Here is a 26952-nt window from a genome sequence, read left to right as displayed (position 1 = left end):
GGAGGCACCATGAAAGGCACCGGGACAAGCGGCGGGACGGGGCCACGGCGGCGCCCGCAGCAGCTGCTGCTGGCGCTGCTTGGTACGTTCGTCCTGGACCGTCGGGAGGGGCCGACGCCCTCCCGCGTCTTCATCGAGTTGCTCGGTGATCTCGGAGTCAGTGAGATGGCGACGCGTGCCACGCTGAGCCGTATGGTCGGCAAAGGGCTGCTGGACAAGCGGAAGGAGGGGCGGGTCGCCGTTTACGGACTCACCGCCGACGCCGAGAAGATGATCCGCGGCGCGGGCAAGCGAGTACGTTCGCCGTCGCCGTTCACACACGCCGACGACACGTGGACACTGTTCACCTTCTCCTTGCCCGAGAGCCGACGGGAGGTACGTGACCAGCTCCGGGCACGCCTTGTGTGGGCAGGCTTCGGCTGCCTGCGCGACGGACTGTGGATCGCGCCGGGGTGCCCCGATCTCAGCGACATCGTGTCCATCAGCGCTCTGGCCGATGCCATGGCGGAGGCGGGCGGCTTCATCGCGCAGCCTCTTCCCGGCACTCCGATGACTGCCTTCGTGGACCGGGCCTGGGATCTGGTGGCTTTGCGCGCCGAGCACGACCGCTTTCTGGGGCGGTGGGGCCATGGATCTGTGACAGTTGGAAATCCGGCCACGGTACTGACCTCCTTGGTTGCCGATTGGCTGCATCTGCTTCGTGCCGATCCCGGCTTGCCGGCGCGGTATCTGCCTGCGGACTGGCCGTCGTCGAGGTCCGCAGACATGTACGGGAATCTGTGGAAGCAGCTGGAGAAGCCCGCCTGCGACGCGTTCGACGAGCTGGCCGATTCGGGACGCTAGGCGGGCGTCACACGGACGGGGATGCTCGCCCAGCCCTTGAGGGTGTTGTTGAGTTTCGGCACTGGCTCCCCGGCGAGTTCGATCCCGCGGACCCGGGTGGCGAGTGCGGTGAGCACAAGGTCCGCTTCGAGTCGGGCGATGGGCTGGCCGACGCACTGGTGCACCCCCATGCCGAAAGCCACGTGACCACCTGCCCGGTGGGTGATGTCGAAGGTGTTCGCGCCCACTCCCCAATGCCGCGGGTCCCGGTTGGCCGACCCGAGGAAGAGCAGCACCTTGGTGCCCTCCGGAATCCGTACCCCGGCGACCTCGGTGTCGTGCGAGGTGGTGCGGAAGAACGTCTGCACCGGTGATTCGAAGCGCAGTGCCTCGTCGAAGGCGAACTTGGCCAGCGATGGTTCGGCGTGCAGGCGCTGCCACTGTTCGGGGTGAGTGGCCAGTGCGTACAGGGAGTTGGCGATGCCGTACACGGTGGTGTCGACACCGGCGCTCAGCAGGGACCGCACGAGTAGCGGCGCCTGCTCGTGGGTGATCTCGCCGCGGTCGGCGGCCTGCCAGATCCGGGCACCGAATCCACCGGGGGCCAGCGCCTCCCGGCGGCAGCTGTTCATGATCCATTCCTGGACCGGAGCCGCCGTGGCCAGTGCGGATTCGAGCAGGTCGTTGTGCGGGCCGAAGGCGTTGAACGCCAGCGCGCCATAGGGCAGCAGGTTCTCTCGACCGCGCTCGGGCAGGCCGACAGCGTCGGGGAACACCTTCAGTGGGTAGACCTCGGCGAGGTCGGTGACCGCGTCGAACGTGCCGCGCGCTACCAGCTCATCGGTCAGCTCCTCGGCGAAGAGTCGGAAGGCAGCGCGCAGTTCGCGCACGGCACGGGGCGAGATGACCCCAGCCATCGCTCGGCGTGGCATTGTGTGCTCCGGCGGGTCAGCCTCCAGCAACAGGCTTGGCGCCCGCCAGGGCTTCGCCTTCTTGAAGTCGGACAGCCCCGCCCCTCGGCTGGAGACAAAGGTCGCCCAGTTCTGCAACGAAGCGTAGACCTCGGTGTACCGGCCCATGGCGAGCACGCCGTAGCGCGGCAGCCGGACCACGGGCCCGGCGTCCCGCAACCGCGCGTGGAAGTCGTACGGGTCGGTGAGGATGCCGTGCCCGAAGGGGTCGTCGTCCAGGGCGGGCACCTTGGCGTCGGCCACGGTGTCGCTGTTCATATCGTGGTCTCCCCGGGGTCAGAGGTCGAGGACGAGGCGCGGGCAGGCGGCGCGCGAGACGCAGATCATCATGGTGTCCATGGCGGCCTGCTCGGCCGTGGTCAGGAGAGAGTCCCGATGGTCGACCTCCCCGGCCAGGACGGGGGTTTCGCAGGTGCCGCACGTGCCTTCCTGACAGGAGGACAGCACGTGCACACCAGCCTTCTCGACAGCTTGCAGGATCGTCTGCTGCGGAGGCACCGTCACCGTGACACCGGTTTGGACGAGTTCCACCTCGAAGGCTTTGTCCAGCACCGGGACCTTCTGTTCTTTGGGCGCGAAGCGCTCGACATGCAGCGCCCCGGTCGGCCACGCCGCACAGTGCTGGTCGATGGCCTTCAGCAACGGTTCGGGCCCACAGCAGTAGACCAAGGTGTCCTTGTCGGGGGTACCGAGCAGAGTTCCGAGATCAAGGAGCCCGTACTCGTCCTGAGGGCGGAGCGCCACGCGCTCTCCGTAGGTCGCCATCAGGTGGCCGCTGAAGGCCATGGTGGCTCGGCTGCGGCCGCCATAGGTGAGGGCCCACTCCGCTCCGGCCGCCTCGGCTGCGGCGACCATGGTCATGATCGGTGTGATGCCGATGCCTCCGGCGATGAAGAGGTAGCGCTCGGCCTTGGCCAGCGTGAAGTGGTTGCGCGGTCCGCGGACCCGTACGGTGCTCTCTTCTCGCAGCTCGTCGTGGATCCGCCGGGAACCGCCGCGGCTGTCCGGCTCGCGCAGGACGGCGACCCGCCACACGGAGCGGTCCGCGGGATCGGAGCACAGAGAGTACTGCCGCACCAGATCCGGGGCGAGAATCAGGTCGAGGTGGGCACCGGGGGTCCAAGCGGGGAGGACTGCGCCTTTCGCATCACGTAGTTCCAGCGATATGACGTCGTCCGCCTCAGCCACTCTGCGGGTGACCACGAGGTCGAGTTCGGCGTCTTCATGGTTGCCGTTCATGGCTCGTCTCCTCTCAGATCTCAGAGCCGGTGTGGGCGAGCGGCCATCAGGTCGCAGAGGGAGGCCGCTCCCTGTGCTGGCTGAGCCTTCGACATGGTTGTCAGGGGGGTGAGCAGTCATTCCCACAACTCAATCGGGCCCTCGCCTCGTAGGACGTGCCGCACCAGCACCAATCGCGCAGGCGGTTCGTACCGAGGACCCGGACGACGCGGTAGACAGCGTCACCGGTCAGCATGGCGAAGGGGGCAGAACGGGACACGCTCATGGCGCAGCCAGGGCTTGCCGCTCGGTCGTACCCCTCGTTTCCGAACTGGCCTCGGACAGGCGCTTGAGGATGCGACGGGCAGCCAGTCCGCCGGTGTCGATGTTGATGCTGAGCTCCTGGGCTCCAGCCGACTCGGAGGCAGTCACCTGCTCGAGCTTGTCCAGGGCTGCTACGTCCTGGAGAACCACGGTGCGGTTGTTCTCCCGAAGGAAGTCGGAGACTTCCTGGTCCTCCAGGGCGAAGTCGCGGGCCACGGCCCAGAAGTCGTGCGTGCTGTGCTCGGTCTCGGGGGTGATGGCGTAGACGACCTCGACGTGAAAGGCATGCGGGTCGGTGCCGTCCGGGTTCGGGCCGGGCGTACCGACGGGGGCGATGCGGGAGTGCAGCAGATACAGGCACGGGGCGTGGTACTCGATGTCCTGCCAGCGGGTGATGCGCCCGGTGATCCCAGTGGACTTGGCATAAAAGGGCGGGCACGCCGCGTCGTCCATGTGCCGGCTGACGTAGACGACACCGGCTGCCTCGTCGACCTCGGTGGTGATGGGCGTCTCTGCCACCTCAGGGGTGCCGATGTAGCCGCCGTGTAGATACGTCTCGTGGGACAGATCCAGCAGATTGTCGACGAGGAGCCCGTACCGGGCTGCCAAAGGCTCCATGCCGCAGACAGTCGTGTACCCCGGCGAGTCCAGCCACGGGCTGCGGGGGATCAGGGTCTCGTCGGCCTTGTCGCGCTCACCGATCCACACCCACACGAAGGAGTCCTGCTCCTTGACGGGGTAGGTGTTCAACCGGGCCGTGCGCGGCACGCGGGCCTGGCCTGGAACTGCTGTGCACACGCCGTCCGCACCGTAGGTGAAGCCGTGGTAGCCGCAGACGACGCTGTCACCTACCAGACGGCTCGGCGCCTCCGACAACGGGAAGCGCCGGTGAACACAGCGGTCGGCCATCGCGGCGACCTTGCCGGCTTCCGTACGCCACAGGAGAACCGACTCTCCGCACACTGTGCGGGTGAACAGCTCGCGGCCCACCTCATGGGCGTACGCGGCGACGTACCACTGATTGCGCGGGAATGGTGACACGGCTCCTCCAACAAGGCGAGGCGAACAGCTTGCGGCGCGCTCGGAGTTCAGAATGCCGTCCGCCACCACACCTAGGCAGCGCCGCTTCCGGATAACGGAAGGTGGAGGGGATGCTGCCGCCGCCCGAAAAAAGTGAACGGCCCCGGGGGACCGTTCACTTCGGATCCGTCACCTGGCCCGTGGAACCTCACGTCACATCCGTGTCGGCCCTCGGGAACCTCCGGTCATGCCGGCTTCAGCACGTCCCACCACTGCTCGGCGAGCACATCCACCAACTGCTCACGCTCGTGCGGAGCCTGACGCACAGCCGTGAAGTACATGATCCTCTCCATCTGAGTGATCAGCGTGACGAGACGCAGACGCTCCCGATCGCGCTCCGGCCCTTCCGTGAAGGCGGCCAAATGCCTTGGCATGGCATCCGCCGCACGGCGGACACTCTCGAACCAGCGGGCTGCCACCTTGGGCTCAATGGCCAAGGCCTGCTCGAAGGCTTCGAATCGGAGCCTGTCGCGCTCCCACCAGGCCACAGCGCCGTCAAGCCACTCGCGGACCGACTCCAGGGAAAGCTCCTCGTTCTCATCGAGACGGCGGTAGGCCGTCACCACTGTGGGCTCGATGCGCTCCAGCAGGGCGATAACCACTTCGGCCTTGCTCGGGAAGTGCAGGTAGAACGTGGCCCGGCTGGCTCCCGCTGCCGAGGCGATGTGTGCCGCGGTCACCGCCGCGTAGCCCCTGTCGCGGAAGGCCTCGAAGGCCGCATCGACGAGCCGCTCTCGCGTGAGTCGCTTCTGGGCTTCCCGCAAGGACTCACCAGCCGACTGACCCGCATCGCTTGCTTCCGTCACTCGTGTCACGCCCCTGCGTTCGCCGGCTGCCCGCTCCGGCGAGGGCACGGCGGAGCCCCACCTACCGAAGTCGCGATCATGACAGCAAATTTACCACTGGACTTCTGTCTTGTTACTAGACGCGAGTCTAGTCAAGTGGCATGGTGGCCCGCACCACACCAGTTCTGCCGCTCACCGGCAGGGCTCAAGGAGGAGTCGGATGAAGCTGCAAGGAAAGATCGCTTTTGTCACCGGGGCCGCTTCGGGGATCGGGGCCGCGACGGCTCGGTTGTTCGCCGCCGAGGGGGCCACGGTCATCGGAGCGGACCTGTTCGCCGACAAGGTCAAGGACGGGCTCAAGGGTGTCGACGGAGCTCACGGCATCGCTCTGGACGTCAGCGACAGTGCCGCCGTGAACGCCGCTTTCGCCGCGGTGGAACGTGAGCATGGGCGGCTCGACGTCCTGGTCAACGCCGCGGGCATCAACGCGCCGACGAAGAAGGCCAACGACCGTCTGGTCGAGATCAACGTGGAGGCGTTCGAGGCCGCAGGTCGAGGGGAGGCCTACCACCCCGACTTCCTGAGCGAGACCACGGACGAGGACTTCGCCAAGGTCCTGTCGGTCAACCTGGTCGGGCCGTTCTACTGTCTGCGCGCGGCTGCTCCGCTGATGCGCAGGAGCGGTGGCGGATCGATCGTCAACATCGCCAGCGTTGCCGCCCTGGTGGGCGCGCCCATGCCGCTCTACTACCCGGCGTCCAAGGCGGGCGTCTTGGGGCTCACCCGGGCTGCGGCCGGTGAGCTGGCCCCGCACAACATCCGGGTCAACGCGGTCGCCCCCGGCGCGGTGGACACCCCGCTGCTGAACGCACAGCCGCCGGAGATTGTGGCAGGCATCGTTTCGATGCAGCCGATCAAGAGGCCGGCCACGCCTGACGAGCTGGCCCGCACCCTGCTCTTCCTCGCGTCCGACGATGGCGCCTACTACACGGGCCAGACTATTTCGCCGTCCGGTGGCCTGTACATGTGACCAAGCCGGTCCTGCCGTCCTGAACTTCCCACACATACGAGGCACAACTGTGATCAACGAAGACCACAACGGACTGGATGCCACAGCCCTGCGCAGGCTCCAGGCCGCCATCGAGACCGACGTCGAGGACGGGCGGTACGACGGCGCGAACATCATCGTCTCGCGTCGCGGCGAGATCGGCCTTCAGGCATCGATCGGCTGGTCCGACCGCAAGGCCGGACGCACCGCCGCTGCCGACGACATCTACCGGATCTTCTCGATGACCAAGGCGTTCACCAACGTCCTCGCCCTGCAGGCGATCGACCGTGGACAACTGGCACTCACTACCCGGGTCGTCGATGTCATTCCCGAGTTCTATGGCCGTGACCGGTTCCGTACGGCGCGCAAGGACAGGGTCAACCTTGCCCACCTGCTCACTCACCGTGCGGGCCTCGTGACCACGCCGACTCCGCTGCCATACGATGAACTGGGCGAACTGGACAAAGTCATCGACGCCATCTGTCAGCTCGATGTCGTGGGCGAACCCGGAACGACCCTCAACTACTCCCCGGCGCTGAACCATGCGCTGATCGCCGAGATGGTTCGCCGCGCCACCGGCGCCGAGTCCGTGCGCGACCTGATGAAGCGGGAGATCTTCGAGCCCCTGGGCATGGACAGCACGGCACTCGGCGCCCCCCGGAAGTGGGCTGAACGCTACGTGCCCATCCGAGCCAGCTTCCCGGACGGCGGATGGCTGTCCACCGCGGATGTCGAGGTGATGGAGGAGATCATCACCGGGGAAGCCGAGATGCCCTGGGTCGGCGCCGTGTCCACGGTCGATGACATCCACTCCTTCGCCGAAATGCTGCGCCGTCGCGGCGAGTTCGAAGGCAAGCGCGTTCTCTCCCCAGCGGTCCTGAATCTGGCCACCACCAACCAGACCGGCGACCTGCCCAACGACCTCTACCGGGCGCTGGCCCAGGCGCGAGGTTGGGATGTGCCGCCGGGCAACTTCGGTCTCGGCTTCGCCCTGTCCGGAACCGGCACGCACGCGTCCTTCTTCGGCTCAACCACCAGCCCGCGTACGCATGGCAACTACGGCGCTGGCTCCACGCTGTTCTGGGTGGACCCCGAACGGGAACTGACCTTCGCCTGCCTGACCGCGGGCGTCATGGAGGAGAGCGAGAACGTGCTCCGCTTCCAGCGACTGTCGACCTTGGCCGCGGCCGCCGCGCTCTGACTCAGCCGCTCCCAGCTGACCTCTCCCGGCGGGTCGGCTGGAGGCACCCTCCCTCTGCCGGGGATTTCGGCGCCCATGCCGATGAGCCCCTCGTTCCCCTCATACTCGGAGTGATCAACAGATGACTCAGATCGCCGACCGCCCGGCCCCACCGCCAGAGTTCGACCTGTTCAGCGACGCGTATCTGCGCGATCCGGCCTCGGTCTTCGCCCGGGCCCGTGAAGAAGCCCCGGTCTTCTGGCTCGAAGCCCTCGGCACATGGGTGGTCACCCGCCGGGCCGACATCGACGCCGTCCTCATGGACTGGGAGACCTGGTCCTGCCAGGCCAACGGCGGACGGCTTCCCGTGCCCGATGAGTACGCCGATGTCGTGCCGCCGGAGCTGATGGCCGAGATCATGATCGGCATGGATCCGCCGAAGCACACGGCGGCCCGCAAGGTCGCCCAGCGCGGATTCCTCAAGCCGGTCATCGAGGCCCTCGCCCCGGAGATCGAGGCTCGCGCGCACCGGATCCTCGACGGCTTCGCCCACCTCGGCGGTACCGAGCTGATGGAAACGTACTGCCTGGAGCTGACGACCCAGACGCTGATGGCTCTGCTCGGCCTGTCCGCCGCTGACGAGCCGATGATGCGCCAGCTGCGCGACGACCACTTCCGGGTCCTGGCCAGCGGCCGCGAGCCGATGGCGGAACCCGAGCGCAGCGAGGTCTGGGCCCGCTACGCAGCTGCCCAGCTGCGTCTGCGGCACCTCGCACAGGAACGCCGAGACAGTGACGGTGGCGACATCATCACCCTGATGGCCAGGGCGAAGGACCGGGAAGGTAACCCCGCTCTGTCCGTGGAGCGCATTGCCATGCACCTCACGGAGTTCGCCGCGGCTGGCACCGACACCACGGCGCAGGCCATGGCCAACGCGATCCTCTTCCTGTCGGAGACTCCCGAGCAACTTGCCGAAGCGCAGGCCGATCCGGCCCTGTGGGCCCGGGTGTTCGAGGAGACCGTACGGCGTCGTCCCTCCGCGCCCTTCGCGTCCCGCGTGGCCACGCGCGACGTGGAGATAACCGGAGTGACCATCCCCGAAGGGGACGTTGTGTGGCTGGCGCTGGCCAGTGCCAACACCGACCCGGCCTCGGTCGTGGACCCCATGCGCTTCGACATCCACCGCGACGGGCTCGACGAACACGACCACTACGCCTTCACCAAGGGCCGCCACACCTGCCTGGGCGCGCCCCTCGGCCGTACTCAGGGAGCCATTGGACTGCGCGTGGCCTACGAGCGGCTGCCCGGTCTGCGATCCGTGCCCGACCAGAAGCAGGACTTCCTCCCCCTGGCCATGCTGCCCATCCGCCGCAGTCTCCAGGTCACTTGGACCCAGAGCGACACCGAGGCCCCCGAAAGCAAGGAGCACTGAAGATGACCGCCTTCGTCCGCAACCAGTGGTACGTCGCCGCTTACGGCCGTGAAGTGGGCCGCGAGCTGCTGGGCCGTACCATCCTGGGCGAGCCGATCCTCCTGTACCGCACCGAGGACGGTCGAGTCGTGGCCATGTCCGATCGCTGCGTGCACCGCCGCTTCCCGCTCTCGCAGGCGCCCAGCCGCCTGGACGGCGACCGGGTGGTCTGCGGCTACCACGGCTTCACCTACGGCGACGACGGCGGGTGCGTGTACGTTCCCGGGCAGCAGCGCATCCCCCGTACGGCCCGGCTGAACACCTACCCGGTGATCGAGCAGGACTCCTTCGTCTGGGTGTGGGTCGGCGACCGTGATCCGGGCGACACAGTGCCCCCGCGCGCCCCGTGGATGGACTCGCCCGACTACACCGTCGTCTCCGGTATGGAGCCCATCGACGGCGACTACGGACTGCTGGTCGACAACCTCATGGACCTCTCCCACGAGACGTACCTGCACGGTGGTTACATCGGCACCCCTGAGGTCGCGGAGACCCCCATCACCACGGAGGTCGACGACGCCGCCGGAATTGTCTACGTCAGCCGGCACATGGACGACGCGGAATGCCCGCCCTTTTACGCCAAGTCCACCGGCATCGAGGGCCGCATCACACGCTGGCAGGACATTGAGTACCACGCGCCGGGCCTCTACCTGCTGCACTCACGCATCGCCCCGGTCGGCGCACCTGACCCGAACCCTGGCGGCAGCGATCCGCACGCTTTCCACACAGAGGTCGTCTACGGCATTACACCGTCGACGGAGACGACCACCTACGACTTCTGGGCCGTGGCTCGCGACTTCGCCCTCGGCGACCAGGAGGTCACCGACTTCCTGCGGGAGAACAACCACACCGTGGTCATGCAGGACGTTGTCGCCCTCAACGTGCTCCAGCAGTCCCTGAACACCGAGAAGGCCGGCTACCAGGAGCTGAGCATCAACATCGACACCGGTGGCCTGGCCGCCCGCCGAATCCTCGCCCGTATGGCGCAGGCCAACATCGAGCAGCCCTCCGCGGCAACGGCCCGATGAACCCGTTGCACCCCGCTGTTCTCACCGGAGACAGCGTCTTCCGCATCCACTGGATCCTCGGAACCGACAGGCTGCTGGCCGTCTGCCACTGCGGCGCTGAACGCGAATTCGAAGATCCGGTGCTGCTGTGGGATTGGCTCCTGGGTCATCCCGACGATCACCAGACCGGGCTGGAGCCCGATCCTGCTGTCACCCCCCAGCCCCTCCACGAGGTCTTCGCCTAAAAGCAGCCCAGCTCAGCAAGGAAAGCACCATGACCACCACGACGCCTGCGCGCACCGAGTTCGAACTCGACCTGCTCCTGCAGCGCAAGGAGACCCTCGCCGACGGGGTCGTCCGTCTCACCCTGAACCATCCCGCAGGCGAGCCACTTCCCGCTTGGGAACCCGGCGCCCATATCGATCTGGCCCTCGGCCCGGACCTCGTCCGCCAATACTCCCTGTGCGGCGACCCCGCCGACCGCTCCGTCCTCCAAGTGGCCGTTCTGCGCGAGTCGGCGGGCCGCGGAGGCTCCCTCCACGTGCACGACGCACTCGCCGAGGGAGAAACCGTCCGGGTACGAGGCCCCCGCAACCACTTCGCCTTGGTCGACTCCCCGCGCTACCTGTTCATCGCGGGAGGCATTGGCATCACCCCAATACTCCCGATGATCAGCGAAGCCGAACAGCGCGGGGTGCACTGGCGGCTGATCTACGGCGGACGCACACGCACAACCATGGCCTTCGCCGGTCAACTGACCCAGACCTACCCCGACCGAGTGGAACTCTGCCCCCAGGACGAGACCGGCCACATCGACCTCCAGACCTTGCTCGGGACGCCGCAGCAGGACACGGCGGTGTACTGCTGCGGCCCCGAGCCGCTGCTCAACGCGGTCGAGGAAGCGTGCGCCAGCTGGCCCGAAGGCGCCCTGCGCATCGAGCGGTTCGTGCCCAAGGCACGCGAAGACGACCTCCCCGCCACCGCCTTCGAAGTCGAACTCGCGCAGTCCGGCCTGACCCTGATGGTGCCGGCGGATCGCTCCATCCTGGAGGTGGCCGAAGAGGCAGGGGTCGACGTCCTGTCCTCCTGCCAGGAGGGCACCTGCGGCAGCTGCGAGACCACAGTGCTGGCAGGCAAGCCCGACCACCGCGACTCGCTGCTCAGCGAGAAGGAGAGAGCCGCCGGAGATGTGATGTTCGTGTGCGTCTCACGGTCCCACTCTCGCCGTCTCGTCCTCGACCTGTGATTCCACCGTCACCGCGCGGCCCGAGCCGGGCAGAGCCAAAAGCCTGCCGCCGCGCGGTGACGCCCCCCACTACGACCACTGACAGCGAAGAAAGGCAGTCGGACATGGCACAGCAGGTACGTGGCGTGGTCGCCCTCGCGAAGGGCGAGCCGGTCAGGATCGAGACCATCGTGGTGCCCGACCCCGGGCCGGGCGAAGCCGTGGTGCGCATCCAGGCCTGCGGCGTCTGTCACACCGATCTCCACTACCGCGAAGGCGAGATCAACGACGACTTCCCCTTCCTCCTTGGCCACGAGGCCGCCGGAGTGGTCGAGTCGGTCGGCGACGGCGTCACCGAGATCTCGCCCGGCGACTTCGTGATCCTCAACTGGCGTGCGGTGTGCGGAGAGTGCCGGGCCTGCCGCCGCGGGCAACCGTGGTACTGCTTTGCCACGGACAACGCCACTCAGCCCATGACGCTCGCCGACGGAACACCGCTGACCGCTGCCCTGGGCATCGGGGCATTCGCCGAGAAGACGCTCGTCGCGGCCGGCCAGTGCACGAAGGTCGACCAGGCGGCGTCACCGACTGTCGCAGGGCTGCTGGGCTGCGGCGTGATGGCCGGGCTCGGAGCCGCGATCAACACTGGCGAAGTAGGCCGGGGCGACTCGGTCGCCGTCATCGGCTGCGGTGGCGTGGGAAGTGCCGCTGTCGTTGGCGCCCGCCTCGCCGGGGCATCGAAAATCATCGCCATCGACCTCGACGACCGCAAGCTCGCCTCCGCACGGACCTTCGGCGCCACCCACGTCATCAACTCCGGCACCACCGACCCGGTCGAGGCCGTGCGGGAACTCACTGGCGGCTTCGGGGCCGACGTGGTCATCGATGCCGTCGGCCGGCCGGAGACCTACCGCCAGGCCTTCTACGCACGCGACCTCGCCGGCACCGTGGTCCTGGTCGGCGTGCCCACCCCGGGCATGAAGCTGGAGCTTCCGCTGCCCGACGTATTCGGCCGCGGCGGCGCGCTGAAGTCCTCCTGGTACGGCGACTGTCTACCCTCGCGGGACTTTCCGATGCTGATCGACCTCTACCTTCAAGGACGCCTGGACCTGGATGGCTTCGTCACCGAGACCATCCCGCTGGGAGGAGTCGAAAATGCCTTCGCCCGTATGCACAAGGGAGATGTGCTGCGTTCGGTGATGGTCCTCTGATGGCGGCCGCGAGTATCCAGCGCGTCGTCACGGCCGGCACGTTCTCGCTGGACGGCTGCACCTGGGAGGTCGAAAACAACGTCTGGATCGTCGGTGACGACCGAGAGGTAATAGTCATCGACGCCGCCCATGACGCGAAGGCCATCGCGACCGCCGTCGGTGACCGCCGTGTGACCGCCATCGTCTGCACTCACGCCCACAACGACCACATCAACGCGGCTCCCGCGCTGGCCGACCGTACGGGCGCACCGATCCTCCTGCACCCGGAGGAACACATCCTGTGGAGACAGACACACTCGGGTCGCCTACCGGGCGGTCGGCTCACCGACGGCCGACGCCTTACCGTCGCAGACACCGAACTCGTCGTGCTCCACACTCCAGGACACACCCCCGGCGGTGTCTGCCTCTACGCCAAGGATCTGGGAACGGTCTTTACCGGCGACACCCTCTTCTCGGGCGGTCCCGGAGCGACCGGCCGGTCCTATTCCGACTACCCCACGATTATTCGTTCGATCCGCGACCGGCTGCTGGTCCTGCCTCCGGAAACCGTGGTGCGTACCGGGCACGGCGCGACGACCAAGATCGGTACAGAGGCACCCCATCTGCAGGTCGCATCGGGCTGACAACTTGATCGCCAGCCCGGTCACGCCCGCCCGATAGACAGACCGGAGGAATATGGAGATCGGAGCAGTCCGATCTTTCAACTCGACTCCGAAGAAGCATTTTTACGGCGGCGGCCCCTCCCACGACCGATCAGCTCTGGATGACCCACACGCCGCAACTGTCGCCAGACAGCGGTTCGGCAGGTCTGCAGGGCCGCGGCGGTGGCCTTGGCATAGAAGGTGGTGCGGTCGCGGCATACAAATCGATCTGAGGCCGCTTCGTCGGCCGACTCAGCGGCGTGTCGGCCTCCCGCTCGGGAGCAGGGCCGCCGGCCGATGTGTCTCGACATCGACGAGCACGGCTTTCGTAGAGCTGCTTCTGCGCTGAGCCATCGTCCGCGCCCTGACCTTCTCTGCCGAGGCGCTGTACACCGGCGTGCCCTCGCCTTCGGAAACCCGGGGACGCGGTCGGGCCGGGTGCTGTCCTCGCCTCCGACTCCGCGGCCGGCATCACCGGCCAGGCCCTTGGGACAGGCGGGAGGGACTGAGTCTGTGCACGCATCCGCCCCTGCCCGCTGCCGCATATACCGGCGACGGGCTGGGGCGCGGGCGCGATCGCCCAAGCCTGGCCAACTGCGTTCGCCGAGCCACAGCAGAGAGTCGGTGACGATCTCGCCAAGCTGCCACGGAGTGCGAAACGAACGACTGAACCCGGCATGCCTGGTGGCCATCGAGGCTTGTGCTCTCATAGAAGTGGACGGCATGCCCACCTGCCCCTGCCCGACGACTCGGTCATGGACACCCTAGAAGGGCTTGGCACCAGCTGACGGGCGCCCCAAGTCTGGCCGTATGGCGGGCTATACCGGGAACGCTGTCCGGCATCGTCCGCTGCGGACCACGCCGCGCTGCCGCACGAAGCGACCGCCGAGGCCACGGCCGAACACGTGGGCATCCTGATCCCCTTCGCTGGCGTCAATTCCGCCAAGGGCTGGTCGGAGGTCCTCCACTTCCGCGACTATCGTCCGGGCGCACCTGTGACGTTCGCGCGGCGGATCGGCACTCCTCAACGAAGCACTGCTCAGGTGACGCTCACGTCCCGGACGCCGCAATCTCGCCACCCTGATAGTGACCGACGTGCTCCATCGGCCACCACGGGTCGTCGACATCCGAACAACTCCTCTCAGGCGCAGCTGTGTGCCTCGGCAGGAGCCCGGCTGTGCGCCAGGCCCTGGGGGAGTGTCAGATGAGGTGGAGGCCACCGTCCACAGTGATGACCTCTCCGGTCACGTAGCCGGCCTTCGCCAGCGAGAGCACCACCTCCGCCACGTCCTCGGGCGCACCCGTGCGGCCCAGCGGCGCGGTACGGCGGACGTCGTCCTGGATCTGGGTCCAGCCACCGGTACGGGGAGTCTTCACGAGTCCCGGAGCGACACCGTTGACCCGGATGTCCGGGCCGAGGGTACGGGCCAGGAGAAGCGTCATGTGGTGCAGCGCGGCTTTGCTCACTGCGTACGGGATAGATGTGCCCATGGGGCGGATTCCGGCCAGCGAGGTGATGTTGATGATCGCCCCTTGCGCGCGGCGCAGGGCGGGCGCCGCTGCAGTGACCATGTTCCAGGTGCCGATGACATTGACTTCGAGGATGCGCCGCCATTGGTCTGACGTCACCGCTTCGAGGTCATCGTGGGCGATGGTCGCATTCACGCCGGCGTTGTTGACCAGCAGGTCGATGCCGCCGAGCTCCTCTGTCACGGTAGCCACGATCTGGTCCACCGCGAGCCGGTCGGAGATGTCGGCGCGCATGTACCGAGTCCTCGGTAGCTGTGCTGCGAGGGCCTTGCCTTCGGAGACCGAGTTCTGCGAGGTGATCGCCACCACCCATCCCTCGTCCACGAGGCGGCGGGCGACAGCCGCGCCGATTCCGGCAGTCCCGCCGGTGACCAACGCGACTCCGGGCGTCACAACGCCTCCAGAACCGCGTTGCTGAACTCGGCGGTCGAGGCAGCTCCCCCCTGGTCACGGGTGAGCGCTCGACCGATGCGGTAGACGTGTCCGACCGCCGCCTTGATCTTGGAAGCGGCGGCATGTTGACCGAGATAGTCCAGCATCATGGCAGCCGACAGCATCTGAGCCGTCGGGTTGATCACGCCCTGTCCGGCGATGTCGGGTGCCGTGCCGTGGGCGGGCTCGAAGTAGGCGTAGTCGTCGCCATAACAACCGCTGGGCGCCATCCCAAGGCCGCCGACCAGCGCGGCCGCGGAGTCGGACAAGATGTCGCCATACATGTTCGGCAGGAGCACCACGTCCAACTCTGCGGGACTCGCGACGAGCCGCCGAGCCAGGTCATCGGTCAGGTAGCTGGTCACCTTGACGTCGGGATATCCCGCGGCTACCTCAAGGGCGACCTCGCGGAAGAGACCGTCCGTACGTGGTAGGACGTTGTGCTTGGTCCCGATGGCGACCTGGCCAGTGCGCCCGGACTCCGCCGCCCGCCGTCGGGCCAGGTCGAAGGCGGTCCGGGCTACCGCCTCCGTCCAGCGGCGGGTCACCACCTGCACCGCGAAGGTCCCGGGGCCATCGGCGGCGATCGGGCGGCCTGTCCGGTCCGTCAGGCGCCACCCCTCAGTGTCGGCGAGGTCGCCTTCTGCACCTGCGTAAAGCCCTTCGAGGTTCTCCCGCACGATCACCAGATCTAGCCGGGTGCCATCCCCCAACGGGCTGAGGGTGTTCGGCAGAGTGCGCACTGGGCGTACGTTGGCGTAGGTGCGCCTTCCCCACCGCAGGTACTGCAGGGCGGGGATCGAGCGCCGGCTCGCCGCACCGAACAGGGTCGCGTCTGCGGCATCGACGACGGCCCGGACTGCGGTGAGGTCCTCGACGAGGTCTGGGGGGACACGGATCCAGTCGATGTGGGCTCCCGCCGCCTCGACGAGTCGCACCGTAGGCTCGACGACCTCCGGGCTGGCGTCGTCCCCGGGAAAGACTGCGATCTTACTCATCGTGTTCTCCTCGGTCCCGGACGCGGGCGATACGGTCGGCCCCGAGTGTCCCGACCCAGATCTCGTTCCCCACAGGTGCGGCGACCGTAGCCAGTCCGAAAGTCTGGTCTTCGCTGCGAAATACCGTGCTGACGTCGGAGTTGGCCGGATCGATCCGCATGATGCTGTAGCCGACCGGGCAGTCCGTCCCCTCTCCCGCATTGCAGGTGAGGATGTCCTGGTAAGTCAGGTCCTGGCCGGTCGTCAAAATGGTTCCGTCGGTGTCCCACCGGAGGTTGTCGGGCAGGAAGTGGAGCTTGGCGATGGTCGTCGGTGGACCTCCTGCCAGGGGCAACCGGACCACACGGCGTGCAGGCCAGGCCGCGACGATCGCCGCGCTCCCGTCGGGTGTCACGAGCAGGCCGTTCGGGCCACCCATCGCGCTGCCCGGCACGGTCCGCCAGCCGTCCGCAGTCCGCCACACCCGGACATCGCCGGTGTCTTGCCCGTCGAACATCGCTTTGAACCCGTCCCGCCGCGAAGGGTCGACGAAGTTGGTTACGGCGAAACCCGATCCGTCGGGCAGGGAGGCGACCCCGTTCCCCGACGTGCCGGAAGGCATCAGCACACAGCCGACCCAGGTTGCGACGGGCCGCGCCTTCGAGAGGTCGAGGTCGAATGCCTCGATTGACTCACGCCCGCCGTGGTTGACCACGAGCAGCTCGGCGCGGTCTGGCGCGATGGAACGGATGCCGATGCCGTGGGGCGATGCCGCGGCCGCGTCCGGTGGCCCTGGGCAGTCCGGGTAGCGGGCCGGGTCCGGTCGGGGTGCCGGGGCTCCGGCAGGCCAGAGTTCTTTCACCTGCCCGTTCGTGGAGTCTACGGTTTGGAGCTTGCCGGCCGCCTTGCCGTGTCCCTGTGAGCTCACCACGACCCACGACGTGCCGGGCACTGCGAAGAGGTCCTCCGGCCGCTGCACGCCGTTGACGAACCTCTGACCGGCGGGCGTCCCGTACGTCTTGCCTGCCGCCGGGGAACCAGAACCGCTGTCTCCTGCCGTGCAGCCCGCCATGAGCACGGCGAGGAAGGCGGTCCCGGCAGCGCCGGCTGTGCGTAGCCTCGTGCTCGGCCGGGTCACCGTGCCTGCTCCTTCCCGTAGAAGCCCGATCCGTTCGGCGCGGCAGGCAGGAGCTCGGTCAACCCGAGGTCGCTCAGGCCTCGGTCGAGTCTTGCTCGGTAGGCCTCGACGTTCGCGAGCTTCACCTCGTCGTAGCCGCGGACCAGTGTGGGAAGTCCAGCGACCTCGACGCACAGGTCCGCGTTCGCCGACGACAACACTGTGCCCAGGGAGTCGACGACCGTCCGGTACTCGGCCAGCAACTCCCGCTCCAGGCGCCGGATCTTGTCGCGGCCGAACGGGTCCAGCCTCGTGCCGCGCACCACGCGCGCTGCGTAGAGCGCACGGAACACAGGCCTGAACCAGGGGCCCAACCGAATCTTGCGTGACATGCCAACCGCCTTGAGGACTGGCGGGTGGAGGTTCCAGTGGAAGCTCTTCACCTCCCCGCCGACGCTGTCAAGGACGCGCTGCAGCTCCTCCAGGTGCAGCCGCGCAACCTCATACTCATCCTTGTAGGCCGTCAGCTTGTGCAAGTTCTCGGCGACCGCCGTGGCGAGCCGCGTACTACCAGGCACCCGCTCAGCCTCGATCGCGGCCACCTGTGCGACCACTCGCACGTAATCCTCGGCCAGCGCACGGTTCTGGAAGCGCACCAGATCCTTGGCCCGGCGGCGCACCAGGTCCTCAACCCCAGCCGGCATGTCCAGTCCGGCGAGCGGGTCCGCCTCCGGCCGACCTGACGACGGTCGAGATTGAACGGGGACGCGGGCGTCGAGAGCCGCCCGCACTCGGTGAGGATGCGCCACCGCGGCGCGGCCCCAGCCGAATGCCGCGTGATTGGCCGCGACGGCGGCTCCGTTCATCGTGAAGGCTTTCAAAATGGCTTCAGAAGACATGGGGAGGAGACCGCGCTGGTAGGCGGCACCGAGCACGACCACGTTCGCAAGGACGTGGTTACCGACGAGGTGCTCGGCCACGGTGTTCGCCGCGACCGTCACCGTCCGCCCGGCCTCGAACAACTGCTCGGCCTCACGGCACGCCGCGGCGAGACGGGCCAAAGCGCCTTCCGTGTGGCCGACCATCTCGCCCGTGGGTGCCACATCGGTATTGAGCACCACGGAGGTCAGGCCGGGCAGAACGGTCTCCACAGCCGGACCGCTCAGGGCCACGACAGCGTCGAGGGCGAGCAGGACGTCACAGCCGCTCTCGCTCACCCTGTTGCCAGAGGGCGTCTCGTGGGCGATGAGGAGGTCGGACACCACAGGACCGCCCTTCTGCGCGGTACCGGTCTGGTCCAGGGCCGAGCACATGAATCCGTCGAGCACACCGGCTGTCGCGAGCACCTGGTTCACCGTCACGACACCCGTTCCGCCGACTCCCGCCATCCGGATCCTGACCAGACCGCCGTCCGGGACGGGAACCCGCTGAGGCTCGTCGCACAGCGGGGGGTCGAGCCGGTCCCGCCGGCGGGGGCGTGTTCCGGCGGTGGAACTGCGCGTGAGCGTCACGAACGAAGGGCAGTTTCCGTCCAGGCACGAGTAGTCGACGTTGCATGATGACTGATGCACCTGGGTCTTCTGCCCGAACTCGGTGTCGACGGGGTGCAGCGACAGGCAATTCGACGCTCGCGAGCAGTCCCCGCATCCCTCACAGACCCTCTCGTTGATCACGACGACCTGCTGAGTCCCGGACACCGGCGAGCGCTTGCGCGAACGCCGCTTCTGCAACGCGCACTCCTGGTCGTGCACGAGGGCGGTGACTCCGGAGACGTTTGCGAGGACGCGCTGCGCCTCCTCGAGCCGGTCCCGGTGCCACACAACGGCGTTGGCGGCCAGACGGACACCCTTGTAGCGGGCTGGCTCCTCAGTCGTGACGATGGTCCGCGCCACGCCCTCAAGCTGGAGCAGCCTGGTCAGGTCGGGCACCGACATGGCTCCCTGAGGTGACTGTCCCCCCGTCATGGCGATCGCGGTGTTGTAGAGGATTTTGTAGGTCATCGTCACGCCGGCCGCCACCGCCTGACGCAGCGCGAGCTGGCCGGAGTGGAAGAAGGTCCCGTCGCCGATGTTCTGCACGAAGGCCGTGGGAGCGAGGAACGGGGCCATCCCCGCCCATTGGGCGCCCTCGCCACCCATTTGCGTCATTCCGGTGAACTCACCGAACCGCTCGTCCATCCCGACGACCATGAGGTGGCACCCTATGCCGCCGCCGACCGCGGTGCCCTCGGGAACTTGTGCGGATCGGTTGTGCGGGCACCCAGAGCAGAAGTAGGGCTGGCGAGTTGGCAAAGGCAACAGTCCCAGCGAGCGGCCCAGCAGCGACGACACACCGTTTCGGCGGGCCGTCAGCAGACGACCGGCCGCGCGAGAGACGACGATGTCCGCCAGACGGCTGGGACTCAGCGTTCCGTACTCCGGGACGACCGGTTTCCCGGACCCGTCGATCTTGCCGACAAGGACCGGTGCGTCCGGCAGTCCGACCAGTGCGCGTGCCACCTCGAGCTCGACGAACGGCCGCTTCTCCTCGACGACCAAGACTTCCTCAAGCCCCGCGGCGAACTCGCGGATCGCGTCCCGAGACAGCGGCCACGGCATGCGGAGCTCGTAGAAGCGAATGCCTGCCCGCTGCAGCTCTTCGTCGTCGATGCCCGCTTCACGCAGACCATGCCGCAGGTCCGCGTAGGTTTTGCCGGCAGCCATGATCCCCAGCCTGTCGGCCGGTCCCCGCAAGGTGACGCGATTGAGCCCGTTGGCCTCGCCGTATCGACGAGAGACCTCGAGCTGCACAGTGGTCATCCGCTCCTCGGCAGCCGTGGTCACGGGCGGCAGGACGCGCGCGTCGACCTTGTGCGCGAACGACGGCCCGGCGTTCCGCACCGGCGCGGCCGCCGGTTCGACGACGACGCTCGCCGAGCCGTCCGCGACGTCGGTGACGACCTTCATTCCGATCCAGAGGCCAGAGACGCGGGACAACTCCACTGCGTGGTGGCCGAGTTCCAGCACGTCCGCGATGGTCCCGGGATAGAGGATGGGGAGGCCGAGGTCGCGCAGCGTGAGCTCCGAAGCGCTGGGCAGCGTCGACGATTTCGACGACGGATCGTCGCCGACCAGGACGACGGACCCGCTGCGCGGGCCGGTGCCGGCCGCGTTGCCGTGCCGGATCGCGTCGGCGGCCCGATCGAGTCCGGGCGCCTTGCCGTACCACCAGCCGGTGACCCCGTCGACCCGAGCCCCGGGGCGTCCCTCGACGAACTGCGAGCCCAACACCGCGGTCGCACCGAGCTCCTCGTTCACGCCGGGCTGGTGGACGACTCCCAGCTCACGGAGCATCTCCCGCTGCTTCTCCAGTTCGGTGTCTAGCCCGCCGAGCGGACTGCCCGGGTACCCAGAGACGAACCCCGCCGTGTCGAGGCCGGCTCTGCTGTCCGTGCGGCGGCGCTCAAGGATGACGCGTACGAGGGCCTGGATACCGGTGAGGTGCACGAGTTCGCCATATGCGCTGTACCGGGCGGCGTCCACATCCGTGCTCGCAGGTCCTGGCCGGCCCGCTGGCACGTCGTCCCGTAGTGCCTCGGCCGCTCCTTTTGCCGTGGTCACTGGATGCTTCGCCCCCCGTCGACATCGAGGCAGACGCCTGTCAGGAAGCTTGCCTCGGGCGAGGCGAGGAACAGGATCGAGTCGGCGACGTCCCGGGTGTCGGCGGTCCGGCCCATGGGGATACCGGCGACCATGGCCGCGCGCACCTCGTCGGGTATCCGGTCCACGCCCTGCGCGCCCTTGACGAAGCCGGTTTCGGCGACCACCGGGTTGACCGCGTTGACCCGTACATCGGGGGCCAGTTCGGAAGCGAGGCCGCGGGTCAGGGTAAGGACCGCGCCCTTGCTGGCGTTGTAGACGGTCATGCCGGGGCGCGGGCGCAGGGCACCGATCGAGGCGACGTTCACCACTGAGGCACCAGGCCTGTCCCGCATCACCGGCACCGCGTACTTGCAGCACAGGAAGACGGAGCGGACGTTGATCGCCCACATGCGGTCGGCGTCCTCGACCGGGAGGTCGAGCATGGGCATCGAACGGTGCGGCACACCGGCGTTGTTGACCAGGATGTCGATGCCCCCGAACTCTCCCACTGCGGTGTCCACCATGGTGCGCACGGCATCCGGGTCGGACACGTCCGTACGCACCGCGAGGCCCTGTTCGAAGTCCTTGGCCACCCGCGCGGCGCCGTCGGCGTCGATGTCGGCGACGACCACATGGGCGCCCGCGTCCGCGAAGGCGCGCGCGGTGGCCTTTCCGAAGCCGCTCGCGGCACCGGTCACGACGACTGTCTTGTTCATAAACGAGGCCATGTCTGCTCCTTGGCTCGTGTGTTGTCAGTAGGTGACGATGACGCTCTTGAGCTGGGTGTACTCGTGGAGGGCCTGCAGGCCCTTCTCCCGGCCGTGGCCGCTCTGCTTGCAGCCGCCGAACGGCGTCTCGATCAGCGAGCTGCGCCAGGCATTGACGTAGACCTGACCAGCCTGCAACTGGTCGGCGACCCGCATGGCCCGGGAGATGTCCCGGGTCCACACGCCCGCTGCCAGGCCGTAGTCGGTGGAGTTGGCCAGCCGCACCGCGTCCTCCTCGGTACGGAAGGGCATGACCGCCAGGACAGGGCCGAAAATCTCCTCGCGGGCGATGCGCATGCCGCCGTGTACCCCCGCGTAGACGGTCGGTTCGACCGTGTTGCCGCCCAGCGCCCTGCCGCCGGCAACGAGGGTGGCCCCGTCCTCCTTCGCGATGTCGAAGTAGCGGCATACCTTCTCGTACTGTGCAGCCGTGGTCAGGGGGCCGAGTCTGCCGCTGATCTCCTTGACCTGAGACGTCAGGGCCTCGACCACCGGCTCGTACACGCTGTCGTGGACCAGCAGCCGGGTGCCCGCTGAGCACACCTGTCCGGTGTTGTAGGCGAAGGCCATGACCGAGCCTTCGACGGCAAGCTTCAGGTCGGCGTCGGAGAAGATGATGTTCGCGGACTTCCCGCCGAGTTCGAGGGTGACCGGCATGATCTTCTCCGCGGCGACGCGTCCCACCTCCCGCCCTGCGTCGACCGATCCGGTGAAGGACACTCGGCGCACGGCCAGATGCGCGACCAGTGGCTCTCCCACTTCGAGACCGGTGCCGGTCACCACGTTGAAGACGCCCTCGTCGAAGCCAATCTCGCTTGCCAGGCGGGCCAGGGCGAGTGCGCCGGCCGAGGTGAACTCTGAGGGCTTGACCACCACGGTGTTGCCCACGGCCAGAGCGGGAGCCGCAGAGCGTACGCACTGGTTCAGCGGTGCGTTCCAGGGCGTGATGATCCCAATCACGCCGTACGGCTCGCGGCGCGTGTAGGCGTGTGTGCCGGGGCCCGCGTCGAGCGTGTGGCCCTGCTCTATGTTGACCAGGCCGCCGTAGAACTCGCAGTAGGCCGCCGCGCCCTCGACCTCCAGCTGAGCCTGCCAGTCCGGCTTGCCGGTCTCGGCCGACTCCAAGGCGATGAACTCCTCGGCCCTCTCCCGGATGGCAGCGCCCAGTGCGATGAGCAGACGCCCGCGGTCCATGGGGCGTCGTGCCTGCCAGCTGGCGCCAGCCCGCCCTGCCGCCGTGACGGCCGCGTCCACGTCAGCTCCGTCGCCGGCCGGGATCTGTGACACCGCCCGCCCGTCGACCGGGCTGGTGGAGGTCAGATAGCGTCCGCCGGTCGGCGGGACGGGCTTGCCGCCGATCCAGTGCTCGTATCGCAGAGTCATTCCCGCTCCTTGGCCATCTCGGTACGCAGCTGGTTTGTTGCACCGGCATCGATCACGAGGTTCTCCGGATCGTTGTCCGGATCCCCGGTGATGACGACGCCGTAATCTCTGGCGGCGCCTTGGACGGTCACGTAGCCGTCCCGGACGTCCTTCCTCACCTTCTCCACGTCGCGCTCCAGCGGGTCACCCCAGCCTCCTCCGCCGTTGTTGCGCACACGCAGCACCGTCCCGGCAGGGGTTTGCCAGGAGGGGACGCGGAAGGGGAACACGTACTCGCCCGCCGGATCGGGGGCGTTGGTGTGCGGGTCGAGCACACCCCCCAGCGGGGTGGCGTCGCGGAAGGAGTCCGGTCCGGCCAGCGGGAGCCCGGTGAAATCCACGGACGCACCGTCCCAGACCCACACCCCGCCGGTGCGGCCGTCACCGCCGCCGATCACTCCGAAACCCGGGGCCTGTTTGTACCGCAGCGACATGAAGTTGTGCTGGGCTGGCAGCCGCCAGAAGGTGTCGCGGTCGAGCGCTGCCCCGCCCCGGTGACGGCCGGGACCGCCGCTGTCCGGCACGATCTCGTGCCGCAATACCACGACCGGCGCCGAGGTCTCCACCGTCTCGGCCGCGACGGCGATGCCGTTGGCCTGGTAGGAGAGCATCTGGCTGTCGGCGTCGCCGTGGGCGTTCGCGCCGAAGGGCCCGATCTCGCCGCCGCATTCGGCGACCGACAGCCACGGGGAGCCGTCCGTACGCACACCCGAGGCGTTGTGGATGTCCGTGCACCCGCTGTCGCCGGCCATGGCCGCCTGGCCCACCGCATGCTGCAGCGCTCGCAGCATGGCGGACATGATGACCTGGTTCTGCTCATAGAAGGCGAACACCGCTCCGTCAGGCGGTAGTGCGCTGACCACTGTTCCGTCCGGGATCACCAGGTCAATGTCCTGGAACAGGCCGGACGTGAAGGGTCCTTGGGGGTCCAGCAGGTACTTCAGGGCCACGCCGACGGTCGTCTTGGCGTCCAGCGGAGTGGCGTTGACGCAGGTTCTAGCCTGGCGGGAACTGCCGCTGAAGTCGACCTCGACGCGCCCTGCGTGCTTGTGCACCCGCACTCGGACGAGGTACGACTCCGAGTCGTCGACCCCGTCGCAGTCCATCAGGTCACTGCCCTCGTAGACACCGTCCGGGAGGCGGAGCAGTGCCTGCCGCATCCGCTCCGCCGAGGCGTCGCAGACGTACGTCATCGCGCCGTGCAGTGCGTGGGTTCCGTAGCGGTGGGCGGTCTCCCGCAACAGCCTCTCGCCGAGTTCGAGTTCGGCGCAGATGGTGCGCATGTCCGGCAGCAGGATCTCTCCGAACCGCACGTTGTCAAAGATCAGGCTCCACGTCTCCGGCACCAGTTCGCCGCCGCGCAGGAGTGCTCGGGGCGAGAGCACCAGGCCGTTCTCGTAGACGTTGCGCTTCATCACGCTGAAGCCACCGGGAACTGTCCCGCCCATGTCGAGCTGATGGGCCTTCAGGCTGACGTAGGCGAGCAGCCGTCCGTCGTGGAAGACCGGCCGGATGAAGAGCATGTCGTTGACGTGGGTACCCGTCCGGTACGGGTCGTTGGCGACGATCACGTCGCCGGGAGCGAGCCGGTGCGGACCGTACTCCTGGACTGAGACCCGCACCGAGTCGGTCATGGTGCCGGTGAACAGCACCAAGCTGTTGCTCATCGCCGGGGTGAGGTAGCCGAGCTTCTCCGGTCCCGTGATCACGGCCGCGAAGTCGTAGAAGTCGCGCAGGATCGGGGAGAACGCAGCGGTCAGCAGCCGTCGGCACATGTGCTCGACGATGTACTCCAGGCGGTTGCCGAGCACGGTGGCGGTGAACCGGTCGCAGCCGTAGCGGGTTTCGAAGGCGGCGCCTCCCAGTTCGCGGATGAGTTGCTCGTCGGTGTCGACGGTGGTCACTTCTCCTCCAGTTCGATGGAGATCTCGCCGAACCGGCCGATCTCGGCCATCTGCCCGGGGCAGACGAAGACGGTCGAGAGGGGTTCACGGATGACGGCAGGGCCGCGCAGCCGTGCGCCCACGGGGAGCCTGTCCCGGCTGTATTCGGCGGCGGGCAGCGCCGTGTCGGCGAAGTACCGCAGTTCGGTGGTGCGGTCCGGGACCACGGTGGTGCCCGGTGCGGAGGCCAGCTCGGTGTGCTCGAACTTCTCGCTGCCGACGGTGATCTGCACCCGGAAGGTGACCCCCTCCACCGGCATCGTGGGGAACCGGTTGCCATAGCGCTTCTCGTACGCGTCGTGAAAGGCGGCGATCATGGAGGCGACCGTCTGCGTGGTGATGGGGCCCTCGGGCACCTCCACGAACGGTGTCTCCCAGTGCTGTCCCGTCAGCCGCCCGTCGAAGGTGCGCTTGACAGTGATGCCGGCCCGGCTCTCGGCGACGCGCTCGCGCAGCTGTTGCTCGATCTCGTCGAAAACGGCGTCGACGTACTCCGCGGCCTCGGGGACGAGCAGCGTGTAGGCACTGCGGCTGTCGTAGTGGACGAGGTCGGAGGAGAGCAGCCCGATCGCGGAGAACAGGCCGGGATTGGGCGGGATGACGACCCGCTTGGCGCGCAGCAGTTCCAAGGCCGCCGGGAGCAGCATGCCGCCCGCGGCACCGTACGCAACCAAGGTGAAGTCCCGAGGGTCGACGCCATGCCGGATGGCGACGTTCGCCATCTCCTCGGCGATGTTCGCGACAGCGATGCGGTAGGCGTAGCGGACCCGTTCCTCCAGGGACAGTGGAGTGCGCAGCGATTCGAAGGCGCGCCGGGCGCGCTTCTCGTCGAGCCGCAGCTCGCCGCCAGCGATACCGGCGGGGTCGATGACGCCCATGAGCAGGCAGGCGTCGGTGACCGTGGGAAGCTCGCCGCCCCGGCCGTAGCAGGCGGGGCCGGGGACCGCCCCGGCACTGCCGGGGCCGACCAGCACGTCGCCCGATGAGGAGATCGACACCAGACTGCCGCCGCCCGCGCCGACCGAGGAGATCTCTGTGGACAGCGCGTTGATGACGAGGTCGTGTTCGAGCTCGAAGGTGGTGTCGACGAACGGTTCACCGTCGACGACGAGTGAGATGTCCGTGGAGGTACCGCCCACATCGGCGCAGAGCAGGTTCTCCTCGCCGATCGCTGCGCCGAGGCGCACACTCGAGAAGGTGCCAGCGGCGGGCCCGGCGAAAACGATGCGATGGGGCTTGTCCAGAGCCTCCCGCCAAGGCAGCAGCGTGGCCGCGCAGTCGGCAAAGTTCAGATCACCCCGGAAGCCTGCTGCTCGCAGCTCGGTGTAGAGCTCGTGTGCGTACTTCGTGAAGATGAGCTTCATGAACACGTCGATGACGGTGGTGGAGGCGCGGGCGTACTCTTTGGCCAGCGCTGACGTCTCCGAGGAGAGGGAGACCGGGATGTCGCCGAGCACCTCGTGGATCAGCTCCCGCACCCGCTGTTCGTGGGAGGGGGCGGTGTAGGCGTTCAGCAGGCACACTGCTACGCCCTCGACGTGACAGCGGGCCAGCACCGCGAGTTGGGCGCGGACCTGTTCCTCGTCCAGCGGCACGAGCACCGTGCCGTCGGCCAGGGCCCGTTCCCTCAGGCCGCGCCGCAGGTAACGGGGAACAAGCGGCCGGGTGACGTCACCGAACGAGCGGCGCCAGGCCGGATCAGTCTGGCCCTTGGTGGGCCGCCAGGCGCGCCCGCGGTCCAGTATGTCGCGGTGGCCCTCGGTGGTGAGAAAGGCGATCTTCGGCAGCTGCCGGGTGATTACCGCGTTGAGGCCCATGGTGCTGGCGTGGTTGAACACGCTGCTGTCCTCGACGCCCAGCCTCTGAGCTCCCGCGACGACCGGGGCGACCGGGTGCGCGGGATCACTCGGGACCTTGGTCACCTGGATCCGCCCGTCCCGGACGGCTACCACGTCCGTAAACGTGCCGCCGACATCCACTCCTAGCACTGTGGTCTCCTTCGGTCGGGTGGGTTCAGAAGCGAGAGCGTGCGGTCACGGACAGACCGAGCGGGGTGTACGCGCCGAACAAAGGGCCGGGCACACGCTCGGCCGAGGCAAGGCACTGTTGGCACTTGCGAACCTCCCACCAGCCGCCGTCGCTGAGAACCCGGTACTGAGCG

21 protein-coding genes are annotated in these 26952 nt (G+C 68.0%); 9 read left to right on the top strand and 12 right to left on the bottom strand.

All coding sequences use genetic code 11. The features are described 5' to 3' along the window. The first annotated feature begins 9 nt into the window (after positions 1-9). A complete protein-coding gene (locus ACFC96_RS13075) occupies positions 10-843 on the top strand; it encodes a PaaX family transcriptional regulator C-terminal domain-containing protein (protein WP_376612095.1) in 834 nt (277 codons plus the stop codon). On the opposite strand, the gene ACFC96_RS13070 is transcribed toward ACFC96_RS13075, so the two are convergent. The 4 genes from ACFC96_RS13070 to ACFC96_RS13055 form a co-directional block, all read right to left on the bottom strand. Then, positions 840-2051 carry a cytochrome P450 gene (locus ACFC96_RS13070; protein ID WP_376612093.1) on the bottom strand — a complete coding sequence of 404 codons (1212 nt, stop codon included), beginning with the start codon at positions 2049-2051 and terminating at the stop codon, positions 840-842. The two genes, ACFC96_RS13075 and ACFC96_RS13070, sit on opposite strands and share 4 nt — an antisense overlap. Positions 2052-2069: 18 nt before the next feature. Then, positions 2070-3032 (bottom strand): PDR/VanB family oxidoreductase, encoded by a 963-nt coding sequence (locus ACFC96_RS13065; protein WP_376612091.1) that lies wholly within the window; start codon positions 3030-3032, stop codon positions 2070-2072. Between the two features lie 261 nt (positions 3033-3293). After that, positions 3294-4376 (bottom strand): Rieske 2Fe-2S domain-containing protein, encoded by a 1083-nt coding sequence (locus ACFC96_RS13060; RefSeq protein ID WP_376612089.1) that lies wholly within the window; start codon positions 4374-4376, stop codon positions 3294-3296. Positions 4377-4600: 224 nt separating this feature from the next. Next, on the bottom strand, positions 4601-5221 hold the full coding sequence (locus ACFC96_RS13055; RefSeq protein WP_376612088.1) for a TetR/AcrR family transcriptional regulator: 621 nt from the start codon (positions 5219-5221) through the stop codon (positions 4601-4603). A gap of 199 nt (positions 5222-5420) precedes the next feature. On the opposite strand from ACFC96_RS13055, the gene ACFC96_RS13050 reads away from it, so the two are divergent. The 8 genes from ACFC96_RS13050 to ACFC96_RS13015 all read left to right on the top strand — a co-directional run bounded on the left by ACFC96_RS13050 (position 5421) and on the right by ACFC96_RS13015 (position 12965). Continuing rightward, positions 5421-6230 carry an SDR family NAD(P)-dependent oxidoreductase gene (locus ACFC96_RS13050; protein WP_376612086.1) on the top strand — a complete coding sequence of 270 codons (810 nt, stop codon included), beginning with the start codon at positions 5421-5423 and terminating at the stop codon, positions 6228-6230. After that, on the top strand, positions 6175-7449 hold the full coding sequence (locus ACFC96_RS13045) for a serine hydrolase domain-containing protein (protein WP_376612084.1): 1275 nt from the start codon (positions 6175-6177) through the stop codon (positions 7447-7449). The genes ACFC96_RS13050 and ACFC96_RS13045 overlap by 56 nt, the downstream gene beginning before the upstream one ends. A 121-nt stretch (positions 7450-7570) precedes the next feature. Then, on the top strand, positions 7571-8860 hold the full coding sequence (locus ACFC96_RS13040) for a cytochrome P450 (protein WP_376612082.1): 1290 nt from the start codon (positions 7571-7573) through the stop codon (positions 8858-8860). 2 nt (positions 8861-8862) lie between these two features. After that, positions 8863-9927 carry a Rieske 2Fe-2S domain-containing protein gene (locus ACFC96_RS13035; protein WP_376612081.1) on the top strand — a complete coding sequence of 355 codons (1065 nt, stop codon included), beginning with the start codon at positions 8863-8865 and terminating at the stop codon, positions 9925-9927. Next, on the top strand, positions 9924-10151 hold the full coding sequence (locus ACFC96_RS13030) for a hypothetical protein (protein WP_376612079.1): 228 nt from the start codon (positions 9924-9926) through the stop codon (positions 10149-10151). Before ACFC96_RS13035 ends, ACFC96_RS13030 begins: the two co-directional genes overlap by 4 nt. A gap of 29 nt (positions 10152-10180) precedes the next feature. Then, positions 10181-11152, top strand: a complete 972-nt coding sequence (locus tag ACFC96_RS13025) for a PDR/VanB family oxidoreductase (RefSeq protein ID WP_376612077.1) — start codon at positions 10181-10183, stop codon at positions 11150-11152. A gap of 104 nt (positions 11153-11256) precedes the next feature. Next, positions 11257-12342 carry an S-(hydroxymethyl)mycothiol dehydrogenase gene (locus ACFC96_RS13020; protein WP_376612075.1) on the top strand — a complete coding sequence of 362 codons (1086 nt, stop codon included), beginning with the start codon at positions 11257-11259 and terminating at the stop codon, positions 12340-12342. Further along, the gene (locus tag ACFC96_RS13015; protein ID WP_376612073.1) at positions 12342-12965 is read left to right on the top strand and encodes an MBL fold metallo-hydrolase; all 624 of its coding nucleotides are present in this window, start codon (positions 12342-12344) and stop codon (positions 12963-12965) included. Before ACFC96_RS13020 ends, ACFC96_RS13015 begins: the two co-directional genes overlap by 1 nt. A gap of 1218 nt (positions 12966-14183) precedes the next feature. Here ACFC96_RS13015 and ACFC96_RS13010 read toward each other — a convergent pair. The 8 genes from ACFC96_RS13010 to ACFC96_RS12975 form a co-directional block, all read right to left on the bottom strand. Further along, positions 14184-14906 (bottom strand): SDR family NAD(P)-dependent oxidoreductase, encoded by a 723-nt coding sequence (locus ACFC96_RS13010; RefSeq protein ID WP_376612071.1) that lies wholly within the window; start codon positions 14904-14906, stop codon positions 14184-14186. Then, entirely contained in the window at positions 14903-15943 is a 1041-nt protein-coding gene (locus tag ACFC96_RS13005) for an isocitrate/isopropylmalate dehydrogenase family protein (protein WP_376612069.1), read from the bottom strand. Before ACFC96_RS13005 ends, ACFC96_RS13010 begins: the two co-directional genes overlap by 4 nt. After that, a complete protein-coding gene (locus ACFC96_RS13000) occupies positions 15936-17060 on the bottom strand; it encodes a hypothetical protein (protein ID WP_376612067.1) in 1125 nt (374 codons plus the stop codon). Before ACFC96_RS13000 ends, ACFC96_RS13005 begins: the two co-directional genes overlap by 8 nt. Next, positions 17057-20560 carry an indolepyruvate ferredoxin oxidoreductase family protein gene (locus ACFC96_RS12995; RefSeq protein ID WP_376612065.1) on the bottom strand — a complete coding sequence of 1168 codons (3504 nt, stop codon included), beginning with the start codon at positions 20558-20560 and terminating at the stop codon, positions 17057-17059. Before ACFC96_RS12995 ends, ACFC96_RS13000 begins: the two co-directional genes overlap by 4 nt. A 74-nt stretch (positions 20561-20634) precedes the next feature. Next, a complete protein-coding gene (locus ACFC96_RS12990; protein WP_376612063.1) occupies positions 20635-21387 on the bottom strand; it encodes an SDR family oxidoreductase in 753 nt (250 codons plus the stop codon). A 24-nt stretch (positions 21388-21411) separates the two neighbouring features. Further along, positions 21412-22809, bottom strand: coding sequence for an aldehyde dehydrogenase family protein (locus tag ACFC96_RS12985; protein ID WP_376612061.1), 1398 nt, complete (start codon positions 22807-22809; stop codon positions 21412-21414). Then, entirely contained in the window at positions 22806-24752 is a 1947-nt protein-coding gene (locus ACFC96_RS12980; RefSeq protein WP_376612059.1) for a hydantoinase B/oxoprolinase family protein, read from the bottom strand. Before ACFC96_RS12980 ends, ACFC96_RS12985 begins: the two co-directional genes overlap by 4 nt. Next, positions 24749-26779 (bottom strand): hydantoinase/oxoprolinase family protein, encoded by a 2031-nt coding sequence (locus ACFC96_RS12975; RefSeq protein WP_376612058.1) that lies wholly within the window; start codon positions 26777-26779, stop codon positions 24749-24751. Before ACFC96_RS12975 ends, ACFC96_RS12980 begins: the two co-directional genes overlap by 4 nt. Between the last annotated feature and the right edge of the window lie 173 nt (positions 26780-26952).

The sequence above is a fragment of the Streptomyces sp. NPDC055955 genome, from assembly GCF_042270245.1.
In the GTDB taxonomy this organism is placed as follows: Bacteria; Actinomycetota; Actinomycetes; order Streptomycetales; family Streptomycetaceae; genus Streptomyces.
This window is presented reverse-complemented; position numbering and strand designations above follow the sequence as displayed.